Raw genomic sequence first — 18,589 nt, 5'->3', positions numbered from 1 at the left:
CAAGGGCCGACTGCCGGCACCAGCCGACGGTCGTGGCCGGGCGCAAACCCCAGGATCTTCCCGAATTCCAATGGATCAACACCGTGCTCGGCAACCTCAAGACCAGCCTGAGCGGGAGCTACCATGCATTTGCGTTCGCCAAGTACGCGGCCCGTTACCTCGCGGCATTCGCCTACCGCTTCAACCGACGCTTTGATCTGGCGACGTTGCCGGCGCGACTGCTGGTCGCCGCCGCGCACTGCCGGCCCGTGCCCGAGCGGCTCCTGCGACTAGCTGACTCTCGTTGCTAATCAGGAACGCTTTTGACCTACTTCGTGTCTTCGTGAGCTTCGTGGTCAATTCGACCCAGCGTCGGAGCGGGGTTGGCAGAGGTCGGGGCGCTGGACCTGGAGGGCCGAGCACACGCCTTTGACGGCGTCGCGCACACGTCGACCCTTGCCCTCCAGTGTCAGGCTGGCGATCTCCTGATAGAGCGGATCACGGGCCTCGAACAAGTCCTGCAGCCGTGCCTTCGGATCCGCCGCCTCCGCGATCAGCGGACGCTTGCGGTTGTGCCGAGTGCGGCGGAACTGCTCCTCCACCGGAACGCGCAGATAGATCACGAACTCGTCGCGCAGCCGCTCGCGATTCTCCGGGCGCTCGACAATCCCGCCCCCCGTGGCGATCACGGCCCCCTCCTGTTCCAGCAGGGATTCCAGCATCGCCGTCTCGCGCTTGCGAAACCCCGCCTCGCCCTCGAACTCGAAGATCGTCGGGATATCCACACCGGTACGCCGCTGGATCTCCTGATCCGTGTCGAAGAAGGGACGCCGCAGCAGCCCGGCCAGGCCGCGCCCGATTGTGCTCTTGCCGGCCCCCATCGGGCCTACCAGTACGATGTTCTGCATGGTCGCAGGCTACTGGGCTTATGCCACGAAGGAAAGGACGACACGACCCAGACCCGAGCGGCCGGGCCTGGATCGTGGGCAACTCTCGGCTGGAGGCTATTCCCCCAGACCAAACCGGACACACACCTCCGCCCCAAAGATCAGGGGGTGACCTCCAAGGAGAGCACGGACGCCGCTTGCTGTCCATCTCCGGACGTAACACTGACACCGATGGGATACGTACCGGCGACGGGGTTAGACCAGGAAAGCACGCCACTCCCGGACAGCTGCAGACCAGACGCACCGCCATCGGTATCAAGGTTCCACTGATAGGGGCTCTCTCCGCCAGAAGCATTGAGAATAGCGCCGTAGCCAACCCCCTCCTCCGCATCAGGGAGCGTACTGGTCGCCACATTCAACGTCGCGGGGGGAGGCGGATCACCCTGTACGTCAATGCAGAACTGCTGGGGCCCAGCCGATTCCGGAACGGGTGATGTGGAATCCTGGACGGCCGCGATGAAACAGGATTCCCCGATCGCCTGCGGAGTTCCAGAGATTACCCCCGTCGAGGAAAGGCTCAGACCGGCCGGAGCAGACGTCGCTCCACTGAGACTCCACGAATAGGGTGGGCGGCCACCTGATGCCTCAAGCAGCGCGGCATAGGGCAGCCCTCGCTCTCCTGTGGGCAATGACGAGTCCGTGGTAATGGTCAGCGGGGGACCGAACCCTGTAGTGGTCACCACGACGGCCGTGGCACCGAATACCGGGCTGACAACACCATTATCGACATCGTTATCGAACTGATCGGCCGTCACACCCAACACGATAAAGCCATCCTGGAAACCACTGACCACCTGGAAGTCGGTTACTCCGGAGGACGTCGAGAGCAACAGAGCCGAACCTCGCAAAATGTCGCCATCGGCGTTTCTGCCTACCAGATACTCACCGGCATCTGGCCCCGACAGGATTTCGACCAGCACGTTGTTGGTCCCCGATTCAGGATCATCCACAACGCCTCGGTTCTCGTCCAGCAGGACCACATCGACCGAGTCCGTCTGTGGCTCATTGAAATCTGGCGGCCAAATCAGACCGACCCGAGGCACCAAAAAGACGTCCGTCGGGTCGCCGCTTCCGGAACTTCCGCCGATTTCAACCGTAGTCGAACCATCACGGACTTCGTTTTCAAAATTAGGGTCGTTCACAGTACAAACTACACGCGCCTCACCAGGCTGGTCTCCGGCGTGCAAGTGGAACGATGCGCCGCCAGCGCCGGCATCTAGAATCACCTCTCGATAGGCTTGTCGGACCTCTACCGTCTCGCCTGTTTCAGGGTCGGTTTCTTCTCGGAAATCGTCATCCGACCCATCCAGATAATAGAGCGCCGCCACATCTACGCCTGCGCCACGCAACCGGCATATAAATTCACCGTCATTCAAAAGGCCTTGGTCGTTCTTGGCCTCCACCGAAATCGTGGCCGTGAAGGGACCACCGATTCTGGGGGCGAAGTTCTCGACATTGAGGGGCAATTGCCCATCGACCGCATTACTGACGCTGATACTCACAGGCTCGTTCGAGAACGAGCCACTTCCGCTGCTCCCACCACCACAGGCAGAGACCACAGCCCCCCCGGCGATAAGGCCCAAAAACATTGCTGCCCTTTTAAACTGAATCATGATTTCCTCACTGTCCTGATGCGCGAAGTTCACCGCCAAATCAATCAATAACGCGGGGGGTTACAAATATCAGCAACTCGGCCTTGGTGTTCTCAGTGGAGCGGTTGCGGAAAAGGTTTCCGAGAAACGGAATATCGCCGAAGAAGGGCACTTTCTCGAGATTGGTGCGGCTGTCGATCTCGTAGACACCGCCGAGCACGACTGTCTCGCCGTTGCCGACAAATACCTGGGTTTCGACCTCTCGCTTGTTGATGCCGGGAACACCCAGTACCACACGCTGACTGGGCTCGTCCTTGGTCACGCGAATATCGAGGATCACATTGCCATTCGGCGTGATTTGAGGGGTGACCTCGGTCGAAAGAACGGCCTCGATGAACTGGGTGGACGTCGCTCCGGATGCCGTCGCCTCCTGGAACGGAATTTCCTCGCCCTGCTTGATCGTGGCGGTCTGCCCATTGGCCGTGATCACGCGGGGGCTGGAAATGATCTCCCCTCGACCTTCGACCTGAAGGGCGGAGAGCTCGAGATCCAGAAGGATGTTGGGACGGAGGATGCTCAACCCAACGGACCCCGGGGTCCCGTCGGCTTGCGCCGGAAGGGAGGAGTTGAGGCGATCGCCCAAGTCGGGAACTCCTGTCTGCCCCGTCGCCCCGCGTTGTGCAATACCACTGGCAGCATTCGAAGAACCGGAAAGACCGAGTGATGTGTTACCGGATCGACGGCCTCCACTAACGCCAAACCGAGCGCCTAGGTCGCGTTGAAAGCTGTCGTCGGCGATCACGATGCGGGTCTCGATCAGGACCTGCTGTACCGGAACGTCCAGCGTCGAGACCAGGCGGCGCACGTCCTCGATCCGGCTCTGGGTGTCCTGCACCAGCAGGGTGTTTGTGCGGCTGTCAATGGTGATGCTGCCACGCTCGGACAGGAACTGGCCAGCCTCGTCACCACGGATCAGAGAGGCAATCTGTTCGGCCTGAGCAAAGTTGATCTGCACGAACTCGGTGCGCAGAGGCTCCAGCTCCTGGCGATCACGCTGGGCCTCCAGCTCCTGGCGTTCGCGCGCGGCGATCTCCTCACTGGGGGCGACGTACAGGACGTTGCCATCCATGCGCTTGTCGAGGCCGCGGGCCTGCAGAATGATGTCCAGGGCCTGGTCCCAGGGGACGTTATTCAGGCGAAGCGTGATGTTGCCCCCCACGGTATCGCTGACCACGATGTTCAGATCGGTGAAGTCCGCCAGCAGCTGCAGGACGGAGCGCACCTCGATGTCCTGGAAATTCAGCGACAGGCGTTCACCCTCGAATTCCTCTTCCTCACGCGCACGGGCCTGGCGCTCGGCCTCGGAGATCGGGGCGACCTCGAGGACAAACTGGCGGTCGCTCTGGTAGGACAGGATCTCGTATTCCCCGCGCGCCTCGACCTCCATGCGCACGCGGTCACGTTCCGCGACGGTATCGATCATATGCACCGGGGTGGCAAAGTCGACGACGTCGAGGCGGCGCTCGAGGACTTCGTCGATCATTGCGCGAGGGAAGGTCATCTCGATGCGGCCCGCCTGCTCACGGACGTTGATCTCCGCGCCGGAGCGCGACAGATCGACCTCGACGCGACCCTCGCCCTCGCTGCCGCGACGGAAGTCGATTCCGGTAATCTCGACCGGGCGCGCACTGCGGGTGACCGGGGTCGGTTCACCCGCACGGTCCACGACCTGCTGGGTCCGGGCATCCGCCTCGGAGACGCCGCGTCCCAGGGTCAGGATCAGATTGTTGCCCTCCACCCGAGTCTGATATTCGGAGGCCTGGGTCAGATTCAGGACCACGCGCGTGCGATTGCCCGCTTCCACGGAGCTGGCGCGCAGTATGGGCCCGACGTTCAGGTCGGTCTCGCGCTGTGGCAACGAGTTGCCCACGTTGGGCAGATCCAGCGCAATACGCGGCGGCGAATCAATCGCGAAGGCACGGATGTCGGAAGGCGGTGCTTCGGAGAAGCGCAGGTTCACCTGCACCCGGTCCCCGCTCAGGCTGCCGGCCCGGATCTCTTCCAGTTCGGTGGCAGCCACCCCCTGGGACACCATGAACAGCAGGCCGGCCACGACCGTCCCTGCGAAAGCGCGCATGGAAGAACCCATGTTGAATCCCCTGTTGGTTATGCCGACCTTGCGGCGAATGCTCGTCATCATGTTCTTCTCCCCCAACCGCTATTCGGTCAGCGCTACCGAATTCTCGCGTTCCACATGGCCCCCGAAGGCATCCGGCACCACCTCGATCAGCCGGATCTGGGTGGGCGTGATTTCGACGATTTCGCCGTGGTTCTGTCCCATGTAGTTGCCTTCCGTTACCCGCTGGACCCCGCGGTCCGGGGTTCGGACCAGTGCATAGCGAACGCCATGCTGCTCCAGCGACCCGACCATGCGCAGGGAATCCAGCGGGAAGCCCTCGAGGAACTCGCGCGGGCGATCGGGATCGACCTCGGCATCACCCGGCTGCCCCTCGGCCGCCGCCAGCTCCGGCTGCGCGATTACCGACGAGTCAAACGGCGACCGCGTATGTCCGGGATAGAGGTACGGTTCGTGCGGGTCCAGGGTCGGGATCGGCTCGATCCCGCTCCCCGGGCGCTCCTTTACCTCGGCGATATAGCGCTCGAGGTCGCGGTTATCCTGGGTGCAGCCGGAAAGCAGGAAGCCACCCGCCAGGACCAGGGCCAACCCGGGCCACACCACCTGCATGGAAGAATGCTTCATCAGTTCTCCTCCAGGTAGCGGTAGGTACGGGCGACCGCATCCATCAGCAGGTCATTGTCGGAATCACCGGGACGGATATGCATGTTGTGCATGGTCACCACCCGAGGCAGGGCCGACACCCCGCTGACGAACTCGGCAAGGTCCTCGTATCCACCGCGGACCCGCAGCCGGATCGGGACCTCGGCGTAGAAGTCACGGCGGTTCTCGCCGCGGGGCTCGAACAGCTCGATTTCCAGCCCCGCCTGCAACCCGGTCTGCGAGATATCCACCAGCAGACTGGGGATCTCGGCGCTGCTGGGCAGCAGCTCGAGCAGGGAGGCGAACATGCGCTCCATCTCCTCCAGCTGGTCCTCGTAGGCCTGAAGGTTGGCGGCGCGCTGCTGTTTGTCCTCGAACTCGTCGCGCAGCTGCAGTTCACGGCTCTCCGCGCGCTCGAGATCCGTGCGCTGATCACCGATGAACAGGTAGTAGGACAGGCCGAGGATGGCCAGGACAATCACGACCAGGATCAGGCCCTTGACGCCCCAGGAGGCCTCCCCGATGTTGTTGAAGTCGATCTGGTTGAGTTCCTTGAGATCCATCAGGAATCCCCCTCTTCGGCATCCGGCCGGGTCTGCGTGGCATCCAGACGGAAGTCACGCACCTGGAGACGGCCCTCTTCCCGGGTCTCGATGATCTGCAGGTTGGAACTGCCCAGCCAGGGCGACGCGTCGATCCGGCGCATCAGCGCGGAGATCCGCGTGTTGGACTCGGAACGCCCGACCAGCCGGACATTCTCGCCTTCCTGACGAACCTCGCTGAGGAATGTGCCATCGGGCAGCGTCTCGACCAGCTGGTCAAACAGGTGGACCGCCTCGGGACGGCGGGCCTGCAGGGTCTGGATCACTTCCATGCGGGCGATAAGCGCCTCGCGCTGCTCGTCGAGATCTCGGATCCGGGCAATCTGGCGGTCCAGCTCGCGGATCTCGCTCTCCAGCATCTGGTTGCGCGACTGCTGATGGTCAATCAGCGCGCCCATGAAGCTGTAGCCAGCGAAGGCCAGCAGAACGCCGACCACGGCGGCGCCGCCGGCCGCACCGAAGAACTGCTTGCGCCGTTGCTCGCGGGCCTTCTCGCGCCAGGGAAGGAGGTTGATGTAGATCATGACGCATACCCCCGCATGGCCAAGCCACAGGCGGTCATCAGCGCCGGGGCATCATTGGCGAAGCGTTCCTGGTTGACCCGCTTGGCCAGCGCCATGCCGCGGAACGGATTGGCGATGGAGACCGGCGTGCCGGCAGCCTCCTCCAACAGTTCGTCCACACCCGGGATGGCCGCACACCCGCCGCCCAGGAGGATGTGGTCGATGGTGTCCTGCGGGCGCGTGACGTAGAAGTACTGCAGCAGCCGCTGGATCTGGTCGACCATGGTCTGCTTGAAGGGCTCGAGGATGGAGCTGCCGTAGTCGGCCGGCAGGTCACCGCTCATCTTGGCGGACCCGGCTTCCTGATAGTTCATGCTGTAGCGGCGCATAATCTCCTCGGTAAGCATGCGACCGCCGAAATTCTGCTCGCGGGTGTAGACCACGCCCTCGTCCTGGCTGACGACGTACACCGCGGTGACCGAGGAGCCGACGTCCACCACCGCCACGATAGGCTTGCTTTCGCGATCGGGGATCTGCTCCATCAGGCGCTCGGCGGTGTGCTCGATCGCGTAGGCCTCGACGTCCACCAGCTCGGGGGTCAGCTTGGCGGCCTCGGCAATGGCCACGCGCGAATCGACGTTCTCGCGGCGCGAGGCCACCACGAGGACATCCACCATCTGCGGGTTCTTCTCGTTCTTGCCCAGGACCTGGAAGTCCAGGTTGACCTCTTCGAGGGTGTAGGGGATGTACTGATCGGCCTCCACGAAGACCTGGCCTTCGAGTTCCGCATCGCCCAGCGCGGCCGACATTTGAATGGTCTTGGTGATGACAGCGGAGGAGGGGACGGCCATCGCACAGTGCTTGAGTCGAGTCCCGGACCGCTTGACCGCCCGGGCCAGGGCATTGCCCACGGCCTCGGTGTCCTGACAGACCTTGTCGACCATCACCCCGTCCGGCAACGGCTCGACCGCGAAGGCCTCGACCCGGTACCCCTTACCCTGTCGCGCCAGCTCCAGCACCTTGACGGCTGCCGAGCTGATGTCCACGCCCAGGACCCCATGTTTGGATTTTCCGAGACTCAGCACACATCCCCCTGTATACCCCAACGAAAGTAACTGGTAGCGTTACAATCACGTATGCTAGCTCGTTCACAATATACACCGCGACTTCGAGGTTGCAAGTCGCATTGAATGCGACTTCTCACCTTGGCCTCACTTTTTTTGCTGTCATGAATCCGGTCTTTAAGATTATTACGGCGCTGCTGGCCCTGATTCTGGCAGCCGGTATCGGCCTGTCCGTCGCCCTGGCCGCCCTGTACGTTTACTACGCACCCACCCTCCCCGAGGCGGACGCCGTGCGGGACGTGCGCCTGCAGACACCCCTGCAGGTACGCAGCGCGGACGGACGCCTGATGGGCGAGTTCGCGGAAGAGCGGCGCATCCCGGTGCCGATCGACGCCATCCCGCAGCAGGTTCGCGACGCCTTTATCGCGGCCGAGGACGAGCGTTTCTACGATCATCCGGGCGTGGACGTGATGGGGCTGGCCCGGGCCGCGCTCAACCTCGTCTCCACCGGCGGCCAGCGCACCCAGGGCGGCAGCACGATCACCATGCAGCTGGCGCGCAACATCTTTCTTACGCGCGACCGCACGTATGAACGCAAGCTCCGCGAGATCTTCCTGGCCATCCGTCTGGAACAGGAAATGTCCAAGGACGAGATCCTCGAGCTGTATCTGAACAAGATCTATCTGGGCCAGCGGGCCTACGGTATCGAGGCTGCCTCGCGGGTCTACTTCGGCCGGTCGCTGGAGGATCTGGAACTGGACGAGATCGCCACCCTCGCGGCCCTGCCCAAGGCCCCCTCCACGACCAACCCGGTCGCCAGCCCCCAACGCGCCGAGATCCGCCGCAACTATGTGCTGCGACGGATGCTGGAGACCGGCGCCATCGACGAGGCCGCCTTCGAAACGGCGGTGTCGCGCCCGGTCCTGTCGGAACGCCACACCGCCGCGACCGAAATCGACGCCCACTGGGTCGCGGAGATGGCACGCCAGATGGTTGTGAACCTGTGGGGTGACGAGGCCTATCGCCGCGGGCTCCAGGTGCACACCACGATTGATTCCCGCCAGCAGGAAGCGGCCAATCAGGCCCTCCGGGAAGGATTGCTGGAATATGACGAGCGTCACGGTTTTCGCGGTCCGGAGATGCGCATTCCGGAGGCCACCCTGGACGATTCCGATGCCCGCGAACGGGCACTGAAGGCCATCGGCATCCACGGACGCCTGCTTTTTCCCGCCGTGGTGCTGGGCCTGGACGAGGACGGGACCCTGCGGGTCGACGGTGGCCGCATCGGCGAGCAGACAATCCTGCCGGAGGACCGCGAATGGGCCGGATCGCCCGATTTCGCCCGCGGCGACGTCATCCGCATCCGCCCCTACACCGACGGGCGCTGGCGCCTGGCGCAGAAGCCGGAGGTTACCGGGGCCGTGATCGCGCAGGCCCCGGAGGACGGTGCCATCACAGCCCTGGCCGGCGGGTTCGATTTCTTCGAAAACCGCTACGACCGGACGACCCAGGCCCAGCGCCAGCCCGGCTCGGCCTTCAAGCCACTGGTGTACGCCCTCGCCCTGCGCGAGGGCTACCGCCCCGAAGGGACCGTCATCGACGCCCCGATGGTCTTCAACGACCCAGCGCTCGGGGCGGAATGGCGACCCCAGAACTACACCCGGCGCTTCCATGGCGAAACCACCCTGCGCGAGGCACTGGCCAACTCCCGCAACCTCGCGTCTATCCGGCTGCTGGACCGCCTGGGTACCGGGAACGTCCATCAGGAACTGACCCGCTTCGGCCTGGACCTGGAAACCCAGCCAAACAACCTGTCCATGGTCCTGGGCACGGGAACTCTGACCCCGCTGCAGCTCAACAACGCCTATGGGGTATTCGCCAGCGGCGGCCGCCTGAACAGCCCCTGGATCATCACCCGCATCGAGACCGTGGATGGCGAGGTGCTCTACGAGGCGCCCACCGAACGCGCCTGCCCGGCCCCCTGCTCCAGCCCCAGAGGGCAGGACCTGCCGCTGGTCGCGAGCAGCGGGCCCCTGCAGTACACCGACCCCACGCCGGTGCTGCAGCCCGGGGTCGCCTGGCAGATGAGCGAGATGCTGCACGGGGTGATCACCTCGGGCACCGGCCGGCGCGCCCTGGAACTCGGGCGCTCGGACCTGGCCGGCAAGACCGGCACCACCAACAACTACCGCGACGCATGGTTCGCCGGGTTCAACGCGGATCTGGTCGCGACCGCCTGGATCGGGTTTGACGACAATCGCGAACTGGGCCGGCGCGAGAGCGGCGGACGCGCGGCACTGCCGATCTGGACGCGCTTCATGGGGAGCGTTCTGGCGGATGAGCCGGAACGCCCGCTGGAGCGCCCCGACGACCTCGTGCGCGTCGCCATCCTGCCGAATGGCCAGCGCGCGCCCAGTGACAACACGCCGGGCGCGCGCAACCAGTGGCTACTGCCCCATCAGATCCCGGAGCGCGGCCACGTGATCCCGGGGAGCAACGGCGACAGCGGCAGTCAGCAACCCGAACTGGTGTTTTGATGGGCACCCCTTCGCGTATCCGCCAGGAACTGGCGCAGGAGGCCGCGCGCATCATGCTGGACGACGGCATCCGCGACTTTGCGCTCGCCAAGCGCAAGGCCGCCGAGCACCTGGGAGTGGACAACCGTCACGAGATGCCCGGCAATCTGGAGATCCAGGATGCCGCCATCGAGCGCAGCCGGCTGTTCGCCAGCCCGGCCAGCCGCGCTGCCTATCGGGAACGACTGGCGGCGGCCCTGATCGTGATGGAGCGCCTGCGCCATCTCGAGCCGCGCCTGGTCGGCCCCCTGCTCCAGGGCCTGGTCGAATCCCAGCCCCTGCTCAATCTGCATGGTTTTGCCGAGACCGTGGAGGAGGTGATCCTGGAACTGGGTGAACGGGGTATCCAGTGCGAGACCGGGGAACGCCGCTATCGCAGCCGTCAGGGCCGCGAGCAGCGCATTCCCTTCCTCGCCTTTCGCGGACCCGACGACACCGACGTGGAACTGACGGTCTTCCCGCTGGACGGGTTGCGCCAGTCGCCCCCCTCCCCGGTGGACGGGCGACCGATGCCCCGGGCCACGCGCGCGGAGGTAGAAAGGCTGCTGGCAGAGGCCGACGCCGAAGAAGCGCCGGCACCGGCGGACTGAGCGGGGCCTCAAGAGCAGGCGCCGCCAGCGAAAAGCGCGGTTCGTGGAATGCCTCGGCGGCCCGTCCGGGCCGCGGCGAGCCGGATGCCGCTATCGGCGGTAGTTCGTGACCGTATCCACCATCGCGGCGACGCGCTCGGGGTCGATCCCCGGGTGAACGCCATGACCCAGGTTGAAGACGTGGCCGGTATCGCGATCGAAGCCGTCCAGCACCCGCCGCGTCTCCTCGCGCACCACGGCCTCCGGCGCGTAGAGCACCGACGGGTCCAGATTGCCCTGCAACGCGACGCGGTCGCCGACCCGCCGGCTGGCCTCGCCGATCTCGATGGTCCAGTCCAGGCCCAGGGCATCCGCCCCGGTGTCGGCCATCGTCTCCAGCCAGGCACCGCCGCCCTTGGTGAACAGCGTCACCGGCACACGGCGACCGTCGTTCTCGCGGATCAGGCCATCGACGATGCGCTGCATGTAGGCCAGCGAAAACTCGCGATAGGCGCGCGGGGTCAGGGAACCGCCCCAGGTGTCGAAGATCATCACCGACTGGGCGCCGGCGCGGATCTGGGCGTTGAGGTAGTCGGTGACCGCAGTGGCCACCTTCTGCAGCAGGGCGTGCATCTCCTGCGGCTCGCCGTACATCAGACGCTTGGTCTCGGCGAAGTCGCGCGAGCCCTGGCCCTCGACCATATAGGTCGCCAGGGTCCACGGGCTGCCGGCGAAGCCGATCAGCGGCACCTGGCCGTCCAGTTCGCGGCGGATCAGGCGCACCGCATCCATCACGTAGCGCAGTTCCTGCTCCGGGTCGGGCACCGGGAGGTTCTCGATCGCCTCCAGCGTGCGGACCGGCTCGCGGAATCGCGGGCCCTCGCCGGTCTCGAAGTACAGCCCCAGCCCCATCGCATCCGGAATGGTCAGGATGTCGGAGAACAGGATCGCGGCGTCCAGCGGGAACCGGCGCAGCGGCTGCATGGTGACTTCGCAGGCCAGCTCCGGGTTCTGGCAAAGGCTCATGAAGCTGCCGGCCTGCGCACGGGTCTCGCGGTATTCCGGCAGATAGCGACCGGCCTGGCGCATGATCCAGATCGGCGGACGGTCCACCGGCTCGCGCAACTGGGCCCGCAGGAGACGATCGTTTTTCAGGCTATTGGACATCGAAAGGCTCAGACGCCGAGGTATTCGAGGATGCCTTCGGCGGCCTCGCGGCCCTCGAAGACGGCGGTGACCACCAGGTCGGAGCCGCGCACCATGTCGCCGCCGGCAAACACCTTCGGGTTGCCGGTCTGGAAGGCATGCTCGCCCGCGGTCTGCACGCGCCCGCCCTCGTCGATACCGATCTTGTAGTCGGCAAACCAGTCGGAGGGCGACGGACGAAAGCCGAAGGCGATCAGCACCCGGTCGGCCGGGATCACGTGCTCGGAGCCGGGGACCGGTTCGGGACGGCGGCGGCCGCGTTCGTCCGGGGCACCCATCTGGGTGCGCACGACCTTTACGCCCTCCACCTTGCCGTCGCCGACGATCTCCACCGGCTGCACGTTGAATTCGAAGTGCACGCCCTCTTCGCGCGCATGCACCACTTCCTTGCGCGAGCCGGGCATGTTCTCTTCGTCACGCCGGTAGGCGCAGGTCACCGAGGCGGCGCCCTGGCGAATCGAGGTGCGGTTGCAGTCCATCGCGGTATCGCCGCCGCCCAGCACGACCACGCGCTGCCCGGCCATGTCGATGAACTCGCCGCCCTCTTCCTGCGGCCAGTTCATCACCTGGCGGATGTTGGAGATCAGGAACGGCAGGGCCGGATACACGCCCGGCAGGTCCTCGCCAGGGAAGCCGCCCTGCATCGCCGTGTAGGTGCCCATGCCGAGGAACACGGCATCGTATTCCTCCAGCAGGGCGTCCATCGCGATGTCGCGGCCGATCTCGGTATTCAGCCGGAACTCGACCCCCATGCCCTCGAGGATCTCACGGCGAGTGCGGATGACGTGCTTTTCCAGCTTGAACGGCGGGATGCCGAAGGTCAGCAGGCCGCCGATCTCCGGATAACGGTCATACACCACCGCCTGCACGCCGTTACGCGCCAGGATATCGGCGCAGCCCAGCCCCGCGGGGCCGGCGCCAATCACCGCGACCCGCTTGCCGGTCGCGGTGACGTCAGAGAGATCCGGGCGCCAGCCGGCCTTCAATGCCTCGTCGGTGATGTACTTCTCGACCGAGCCGATGGTGACCGCGCCGAAGCCGTCATTCAGGGTGCAGGCGCCCTCGCAAAGACGGTCCTGCGGGCACACGCGGCCGCAGACCTCGGGCAGGGAGTTGGTCTTGTGCGAGAGCTCGGCCGCGGCAAACAGGTTGCCTTCCTCCACCAGCTTCAGCCAGTTGGGGATGAAGTTGTGGACCGGGCATTTCCATTCGCAATAGGGATTGCCGCAAGCCAGACAGCGACCCGCCTGCTGCCCCGCGGTCGCCGGGTCGAACTGACCAATGATCTCGCCGAACTCGTGGATACGAATCTCGGCAGGGGTCTTCTGAGGGTCCTGGCGCGGCAGGTCCAGGAACTGCATCGGATTGGAAGCCATGGATCACTCGCTCCGACGGGAACCGGCGGCATGACGCCACGGGGTTCAACCGTTCATGCGTTCAGGAATGGTCCGTTTCGCTCAAACGAGCGTAACGGTCAAGAATGCCCCAGTGCGGACCGGACCTTCTGGCTCACCTGACCCATGTCGGCACGACCGAAGACCCGGGGCTTGAGTACGCCCATCACCTTGCCCATGTCGCCGGGGGCCGCGGCGCCGGTCTCGGCGATCGCCTCCTGCACCAGCTGATCGAGGGCCGCCGCATCCAGCGGCTCCGGCATGTATTCCTCGATGATGGCGATCTCGGCGGCCTCGCGCTCGGCGAGATCCTCGCGACCACCCTTCTGGTACTGATCGATGGAGTCGCGCCGCTGCTTGAGCATGCGATTGAGGATTGCCAGAACGGTGTCGTCGTCGGCCTCGCGCCGCTCGTCGACCTCGAACTGCGACACCTCGGCCTGAATCATGCGCAATGCCGCCAGGCGGTCCTTCTCCCGGGCCCGCATGGCCTGCTTCACGTCATCCTGCAACCGGGCCTTGAGCGACATGGTCGGGTCCTCGGGTCCGGGCAGCTACCCGGACAGGGGTTCAGTACAGGCGCACCCGGCGGGTCATGTCGCGGGAGTTCTTCTTCAACTGGCGCTTCACCGCGGCCGCGGCCTTCCGCTTGCGTTCGGTGGTCGGCTTTTCGTAGTACTCGCGGCGGCGGACTTCCGCGACCACACCGGCCTTCTCGCAGGTGCGCTTGAAACGGCGCAGGGCGACCTCGAAGGGCTCATTCTCACGAACTCGTACGTGCGGCATACAATCTCCGAAACGGATGCTGGATCTTTTCGATCAAAAACAACAAAACCGGCCGCCAACACTCCGGGCGACCATGCAGAACTCCCTATGGTAATCCAACCCGCACCAATTGCAAAAGTCCGTGAAGCGATCCGCAGCACGGCGCATGCCCGGCTTACGCCATCATCGGCCCGCACGCTATGATGGCGCCCATGGAAAGCCTCAATGTCGAACTGGGCGAGCGCGCCTACCCGATCCACATCGGGCCGGGCATGCTGGCCGCCCCGGAACACCTGCGCCCGGCGCTGGCGGGCCGGCGCGTCGCCGTGGTGACCAACACCACCGTGGGCCCCCTGTACGGCGACGCCCTGCGCCGCAGCCTCGCGGCCTGCGACCTTGACGGCGAGCCGTTGTGGATCGAACTGCCCGACGGCGAACAGCACAAGACGCTGGCCACGGTGGAAAGCATCCTGACCCGGCTGCTGGAGGCTCGCCTGGACCGGGGCAGCCGGATTGTCGCCCTCGGCGGCGGCGTGGTCGGCGACATCGCCGGGTTTGCCGCCGCCATCTATCAGCGCGGCATCGACTTTGTGCAGGTGCCGACCACCCTGCTCGCCCAGGTCGACTCCTCCGTGGGCGGCAAGACCGGGGTGAACCACCCGCTGGGCAAGAACATGATCGGCGCCTTCCATCAGCCGCGCGCTGTCGTGATCGACACCGACACCCTGAAGACCCTGCCCCGGCGCGAGCTGCAGGCCGGCCTGGCCGAGGTCATCAAGTACGGCCTGATCCGCGACGCCGACTTCTTCGCCTGGCTGGAGGAGCACATCGACGCCCTCGGCGCGCTGGATCCAGAGGCGCTGGCCTACGCCATTCGCCGTTCCTGCGCCTGCAAGGCCGAGATCGTCGCCGCCGACGAGCGCGAGGGCGGCATCCGCGCCCTGCTGAACCTGGGCCATACCTTTGGCCACGCGATCGAGGCCGGCATGGGCTATGGCGCCTGGCTGCACGGCGAGGCCGTCGGCACCGGCATGGCCATGGCCGCACGCATGTCGGAGCGCATGGGCTGGCTGGACCGCGCCGGCCGCGAACGCGCGGAGGCCCTGATCCGACGCGCCGGCCTGGCCCTGGAGCCCCCGGCCGAGGTCACCCCGGAGCGCTTCCGCGAATTGATGGCCATCGACAAGAAGGTCGCCAGTGGCCGCCTGCGGCTGGTCCTGCTGCGCGGCATTGGCGAGGCCGTGCTGACCGACGCATTCGATCCGGCGGCCCTGGACCATACCCTGCGCGAGCATGCCCGTGTCGCCTGAGGCCATGACCACGCCCGGCAGCCTCACACCGGGACTGGCACCCTGGGCCTGCGATCCCGCGCACTCGCGCGGGCGCGCCCAGGCGGAGCCCGCCCCCCGCCACCGCAGCGACTTCCAGCGCGATCGCGATCGCATCGTGCACTCCAGCGCCTTTCGCCGCCTGGAGTACAAGACCCAGGTCTTCATCAGCCACGAGGGCGACCTGTTCCGCAACCGTCTGACCCACTCGCTGGAGGTCGCGCAGATCGGGCGCTCGATCGCGCGCGCCCTGCAACTCAACGAGGACCTGGTCGAAGCCATCGCCCTGGCGCATGACCTCGGCCACACGCCGTTCGGGCACGCCGGGCAGCACGCCCTGAATGCCTGCATGCGCGAGCACGGCGGCTTCGAGCACAACCTGCAGTCCCTGCGCATCGTCGATCTGCTGGAGCGCCACTACGCCGAGTTCGACGGCCTCAACCTGACCTTCGAGACGCGCGAGGGCATCCTCAAGCACTGCTCGCCCGAAAAGGCCCGCCAGCTGGGCGAGGTCGGGGTGCGCTTCCTGCAGAAGGAACAGCCGAGCCTGGAGGCCCAGCTCGCCAACGTGGCCGACGAGATCGCCTACAACAATCACGACGTCGACGACGGCCTTCGCTCGGGTCTGCTCACCATGGACCGCCTCGCCGAGGTCACCCTGTTCCGCGACTGCCGCGAGAAGGTCCAGGCCCGCTATCCGGATCTGGATCCACGGCGAACCCAGCACGAGACCGTGCGCCGCATGATCGACACCCTGGTCAGCGACCTGATCGGGAGCAGCCAGGCGGCCATCGACCGCCACCGCCCGCAGTCCGCCGATGACGTCCGCCGCGCCGGGGAGGCCCTGATCCGCTTCAGCCCGGAGGTGGCCGAGCAGGCGCGTGAACTCAAGGGCTTCCTGCGCGAGAACCTCTACCATCACCATCAGGTCCACGGGGTCATGCACAAGGCACGTCAACTGATCCACGATCTGTTCGCCGCGTTCGAGTCCGAGCCCCGCCTGATGCCCGAGAACTACCAGCGCCACGCGGACGCAATCGCCGCGCATGATCCGCACGCCCTGCAACGCGCCATCGCCGACTACATCGCCGGCATGACCGACCGCCACGCCATCCGCGAACACCACCGCCTGTTCGACCTGGGCACGCTGACCTGAGACCGAATCCGATGGCGCTTTCCGAACAATGCCTGGAACAACTCGGCCTGCACGCGCCGCCGTTTGACGACGCCCCCGACGAGACCTTCATCTACAGCGATCCGCTGCTGGACGGCCAGCTGGAATCGGCACGGGCTGCCCTGAACGGCCCCGGGGCGGTCGTCCTGATGACCGGGGAGAACGGCTCCGGACGCAGCCTGCAGCTGATGCGGCTGCTGGCCATGCTGCCCGACCCGTTCGAGCTGATTGCCTTCCGCGCGCGGATCAATACCCAGTTCGAATCGGTGGACAACACCATTCGCAACTACCTGCGCTCGCAGAACGCGGACGACCCCGACCGCCCCCTGACCGAACTGCTGGCCGACCGCGTCGACGACGGCGTCGACCCGGTCATTGCCATGGACGACGCCCACCTGGTGGGCACCGACATCGTCAACAATCTGATGCGCATGCGCAGCGAGGTCCTCGCCAAGCACGGCCGCGCCCCGCGCATCATCCTGGTGGGGTCCGGCGGCCTGCTGCGCCGCCGCCTGTACCTGCCCGACCCCTCCGACGAGGATCAGGTCACCCGGGTCAGCCTGCGCGCCTTCAACCTGGAACAGACCGCGGCCTACCTGCGCCACCGCCTGCAGGCGGCGGGCCTGACCGACCCCGACCGCCTGCTGGACGCGGACGCCATTGCCCACCTGCAGACCACCAGCCAGGGCCTGCCGGGCAACCTCAACCGCGAGGCCAACAGCTTCCTCGAACGCCAGTGCCGCAGCGAGCGCCGGGCCAGCGCCGCGGCGACCACCGGCAGCGCCGCGCCCGGCGTGGCCGCAGGGGACGCCGCCGAGGTCGATACCCCCGACCCGGAACCGGACACAGAAGAACCGGCCTTTCACGCCGCTCGCAGGGAGCCCGAGCCGACCCCCGAGCCCGCCCCGGACCCGGAACCGAGCCTCCGGGCGAGCCGCGACGACGAGGACTTCACGCCCGCGGCCGAAGCCCTGTCCACCTCCACCGCCGAGCCTCCCGCCCCGGAGAGCTCCGCGAGCGAGCCGGGCAGCATTGCGGCCGACGACCGTATCCCCGAGCCCCCGGCACCGGAAAACGCCGCGTTCTGGAACCAGCGCTGGTTCGTACCCGCCGTCGCCATCACCGTGGCACTGGGGATCGCCGCACCGGTCGCCTGGCAACTGCTGGAGGGCGAGCCCGCGCCCGCCGACAGCGAGATCATCGAGCTACCCCTGCCCGAACCGCGCGTCACCGAGGCCGAGCCCGAACCCAGGCCCGAGCCGGCGCCCGCGCACGATGACGAGATCGCCGTGGCCGACCCGCTGGATCTGCCCCCGCCGGCCGCGGCCGAACCGTCCGCGCCCGGGACCGACTCCCCGGAACCGGCCGCAGAAGCACCCGAACCCGAACCTGAACCCACCGCAGAAGCCGGTGACGCAGAACCCGCTCCGGAGCCGGAGCCAGCACCCGAGCCGGAGCCAACCCCCGAGCCCGCACCGGAACCGGCGCCAGAGCCGGAACCGGAACCCGAGCCGGAACCCGCCGCCGAAGCACCGGCCGTGGACGACGCCGACGCCGCGCGTCTGGCCAGTGACCGCGACTGGCTGAACAACCAGGACGGCAGCGCCACGACCATCCAGCTGCTGGCCGCGCCGAACATGGAGGCCGCACGCGCATACGCGGACCAGCACGATCTGGGTGCCATCCGCTACATCCCGACCCGGGTCAACAACCGCGACTTCGTGGTCATCCTGGCCGGAGTCTTCTCCGACCGGGCGGCCGCCCAGCGCGCCGCCGAGGACCTGCCGGCCGCAGTGCGCAACGACGAGCCCTGGATCCGCTCCATCGGCTCGGTCCAGAACGCCGTCCGGGATTAAGCTGCACCCACCACAAGGTGCCCAAAGAGAACCTGAAAAGCATTAACAGGAAGATGAGAAGACGGGAAGGAAAAGACGATTCCGACCAAAAACATTCCAGTCAGTACCTTCCAGTCTTCCCATCTTCCTGTGAACCGCCTTCGACCTGATTGGTGGCTCCGTGGTGAACTACCCTGCCGGACTTTAACCTGCGCGGGTGTCGTGTCTTTTTGACCGGGCCCGGTTTGCCGGGAGAATGGCGGTTCGCTATATTCC

The 18,589-nt window shown here is 66.1% G+C and carries 17 protein-coding genes; 6 read left to right on the top strand and 11 right to left on the bottom strand.

What is annotated here, in order from left to right:
- The coding region (locus tag D106_RS0112765; protein ID WP_026280677.1) for a transposase at positions 1–290 on the top strand (290 nt) is incomplete at its 5' end.
- A gap of 45 nt (positions 291–335) precedes the next feature.
- On the opposite strand, the gene D106_RS0112760 is transcribed toward D106_RS0112765, so the two are convergent.
- From D106_RS0112760 to D106_RS0112730, 7 genes are all read right to left on the bottom strand, one after another.
- Complete coding sequence (locus D106_RS0112760) at positions 336–887, bottom strand: shikimate kinase (protein WP_018880277.1); 552 nt, start codon at positions 885–887, stop codon at positions 336–338.
- Between the two features lie 140 nt (positions 888–1,027).
- The gene (locus tag D106_RS0112755; RefSeq protein WP_018880276.1) at positions 1,028–2,572 is read right to left on the bottom strand and encodes an Ig domain-containing protein; all 1,545 of its coding nucleotides are present in this window, start codon (positions 2,570–2,572) and stop codon (positions 1,028–1,030) included.
- Positions 2,573–2,579: 7 nt separating this feature from the next.
- The gene (pilQ, locus tag D106_RS0112750) at positions 2,580–4,718 is read right to left on the bottom strand and encodes a type IV pilus secretin PilQ (RefSeq protein ID WP_026280675.1); all 2,139 of its coding nucleotides are present in this window, start codon (positions 4,716–4,718) and stop codon (positions 2,580–2,582) included.
- An 18-nt stretch (positions 4,719–4,736) separates the two neighbouring features.
- Entirely contained in the window at positions 4,737–5,279 is a 543-nt protein-coding gene (locus D106_RS0112745; RefSeq protein WP_018865589.1) for a pilus assembly protein PilP, read from the bottom strand.
- A complete protein-coding gene (locus tag D106_RS0112740; RefSeq protein ID WP_018865588.1) occupies positions 5,279–5,860 on the bottom strand; it encodes a type 4a pilus biogenesis protein PilO in 582 nt (193 codons plus the stop codon). Before D106_RS0112740 ends, D106_RS0112745 begins: the two co-directional genes overlap by 1 nt.
- Positions 5,860–6,423 (bottom strand): PilN domain-containing protein, encoded by a 564-nt coding sequence (locus D106_RS0112735; RefSeq protein WP_018865587.1) that lies wholly within the window; start codon positions 6,421–6,423, stop codon positions 5,860–5,862. Before D106_RS0112735 ends, D106_RS0112740 begins: the two co-directional genes overlap by 1 nt.
- The gene (locus D106_RS0112730; RefSeq protein WP_018876524.1) at positions 6,420–7,487 is read right to left on the bottom strand and encodes a pilus assembly protein PilM; all 1,068 of its coding nucleotides are present in this window, start codon (positions 7,485–7,487) and stop codon (positions 6,420–6,422) included. The genes D106_RS0112735 and D106_RS0112730 overlap by 4 nt, the downstream gene beginning before the upstream one ends.
- A 143-nt stretch (positions 7,488–7,630) precedes the next feature.
- Between D106_RS0112730 and D106_RS0112725 the strand changes: the two genes are divergently transcribed.
- Positions 7,631–10,003 carry a penicillin-binding protein 1A gene (locus tag D106_RS0112725; protein ID WP_018880274.1) on the top strand — a complete coding sequence of 791 codons (2,373 nt, stop codon included), beginning with the start codon at positions 7,631–7,633 and terminating at the stop codon, positions 10,001–10,003.
- Entirely contained in the window at positions 10,003–10,632 is a 630-nt protein-coding gene (locus D106_RS0112720) for a hypothetical protein (protein WP_018880273.1), read from the top strand. Before D106_RS0112725 ends, D106_RS0112720 begins: the two co-directional genes overlap by 1 nt.
- 90 nt (positions 10,633–10,722) lie before the next feature.
- On the opposite strand, the gene hemE is transcribed toward D106_RS0112720, so the two are convergent.
- From hemE to rpsU, 4 genes are all read right to left on the bottom strand, one after another.
- Positions 10,723–11,778: a uroporphyrinogen decarboxylase gene (hemE, locus tag D106_RS0112715; protein ID WP_018880272.1), complete on the bottom strand. Its 1,056-nt coding sequence runs from the start codon at positions 11,776–11,778 to the stop codon at positions 10,723–10,725.
- An 8-nt stretch (positions 11,779–11,786) separates the two neighbouring features.
- Positions 11,787–13,193, bottom strand: a complete 1,407-nt coding sequence (locus D106_RS0112710; protein ID WP_018880271.1) for an FAD-dependent oxidoreductase — start codon at positions 13,191–13,193, stop codon at positions 11,787–11,789.
- Positions 13,194–13,291: 98 nt separating this feature from the next.
- Positions 13,292–13,741 (bottom strand): GatB/YqeY domain-containing protein, encoded by a 450-nt coding sequence (locus tag D106_RS0112705; protein ID WP_018876527.1) that lies wholly within the window; start codon positions 13,739–13,741, stop codon positions 13,292–13,294.
- Between the two features lie 40 nt (positions 13,742–13,781).
- Positions 13,782–13,997 (bottom strand): 30S ribosomal protein S21, encoded by a 216-nt coding sequence (gene rpsU / locus D106_RS0112700; protein WP_012981683.1) that lies wholly within the window; start codon positions 13,995–13,997, stop codon positions 13,782–13,784.
- A gap of 179 nt (positions 13,998–14,176) precedes the next feature.
- On the opposite strand from rpsU, the gene aroB reads away from it, so the two are divergent.
- From aroB to D106_RS0112685, 3 genes are read left to right on the top strand one after another with little or no spacing between them, the layout of a single operon-like run.
- Positions 14,177–15,286, top strand: a complete 1,110-nt coding sequence (gene aroB, locus D106_RS0112695) for a 3-dehydroquinate synthase (RefSeq protein ID WP_026280674.1) — start codon at positions 14,177–14,179, stop codon at positions 15,284–15,286.
- Between the two features lie 4 nt (positions 15,287–15,290).
- Complete coding sequence (locus D106_RS0112690) at positions 15,291–16,460, top strand: deoxyguanosinetriphosphate triphosphohydrolase (RefSeq protein ID WP_018880269.1); 1,170 nt, start codon at positions 15,291–15,293, stop codon at positions 16,458–16,460.
- An 11-nt stretch (positions 16,461–16,471) separates the two neighbouring features.
- The gene (locus D106_RS0112685; protein WP_026280673.1) at positions 16,472–18,334 is read left to right on the top strand and encodes an SPOR domain-containing protein; all 1,863 of its coding nucleotides are present in this window, start codon (positions 16,472–16,474) and stop codon (positions 18,332–18,334) included.
- Positions 18,335–18,589 lie beyond the last annotated feature (255 nt).

It is taken from the genome of Thioalkalivibrio sp. ALE9, from assembly GCF_000377445.1.
GTDB lineage: Bacteria > Pseudomonadota > Gammaproteobacteria > Ectothiorhodospirales > Ectothiorhodospiraceae > Thioalkalivibrio.
The sequence above is the reverse complement of the archived record's forward strand: the minus strand, read 5'-3'. Positions and strand labels throughout refer to the sequence as shown.

Coding starts and splice junctions, on each gene's coding strand:
- D106_RS0112760 (WP_018880277.1), bottom strand. CDS start 887: ATGCAGAACATCGTACTGGTAGGCCCGATGGGGGCCGGCAAGAGCACA.
- pilQ (WP_026280675.1), bottom strand. CDS start 4,718: ATGATGACGAGCATTCGCCGCAAGGTCGGCATAACCAACAGGGGATTC.
- D106_RS0112745 (WP_018865589.1), bottom strand. CDS start 5,279: ATGAAGCATTCTTCCATGCAGGTGGTGTGGCCCGGGTTGGCCCTGGTC.
- D106_RS0112740 (WP_018865588.1), bottom strand. CDS start 5,860: ATGGATCTCAAGGAACTCAACCAGATCGACTTCAACAACATCGGGGAG.
- D106_RS0112735 (WP_018865587.1), bottom strand. CDS start 6,423: ATGATCTACATCAACCTCCTTCCCTGGCGCGAGAAGGCCCGCGAGCAA.
- D106_RS0112725 (WP_018880274.1), top strand. CDS start 7,631: ATGAATCCGGTCTTTAAGATTATTACGGCGCTGCTGGCCCTGATTCTG.
- D106_RS0112720 (WP_018880273.1), top strand. CDS start 10,003: ATGGGCACCCCTTCGCGTATCCGCCAGGAACTGGCGCAGGAGGCCGCG.
- hemE (WP_018880272.1), bottom strand. CDS start 11,778: ATGTCCAATAGCCTGAAAAACGATCGTCTCCTGCGGGCCCAGTTGCGC.
- D106_RS0112710 (WP_018880271.1), bottom strand. CDS start 13,193: ATGGCTTCCAATCCGATGCAGTTCCTGGACCTGCCGCGCCAGGACCCT.
- D106_RS0112705 (WP_018876527.1), bottom strand. CDS start 13,741: ATGTCGCTCAAGGCCCGGTTGCAGGATGACGTGAAGCAGGCCATGCGG.
- rpsU (WP_012981683.1), bottom strand. CDS start 13,997: ATGCCGCACGTACGAGTTCGTGAGAATGAGCCCTTCGAGGTCGCCCTG.
- aroB (WP_026280674.1), top strand. CDS start 14,177: ATGATGGCGCCCATGGAAAGCCTCAATGTCGAACTGGGCGAGCGCGCC.
- D106_RS0112690 (WP_018880269.1), top strand. CDS start 15,291: ATGACCACGCCCGGCAGCCTCACACCGGGACTGGCACCCTGGGCCTGC.
- D106_RS0112685 (WP_026280673.1), top strand. CDS start 16,472: ATGGCGCTTTCCGAACAATGCCTGGAACAACTCGGCCTGCACGCGCCG.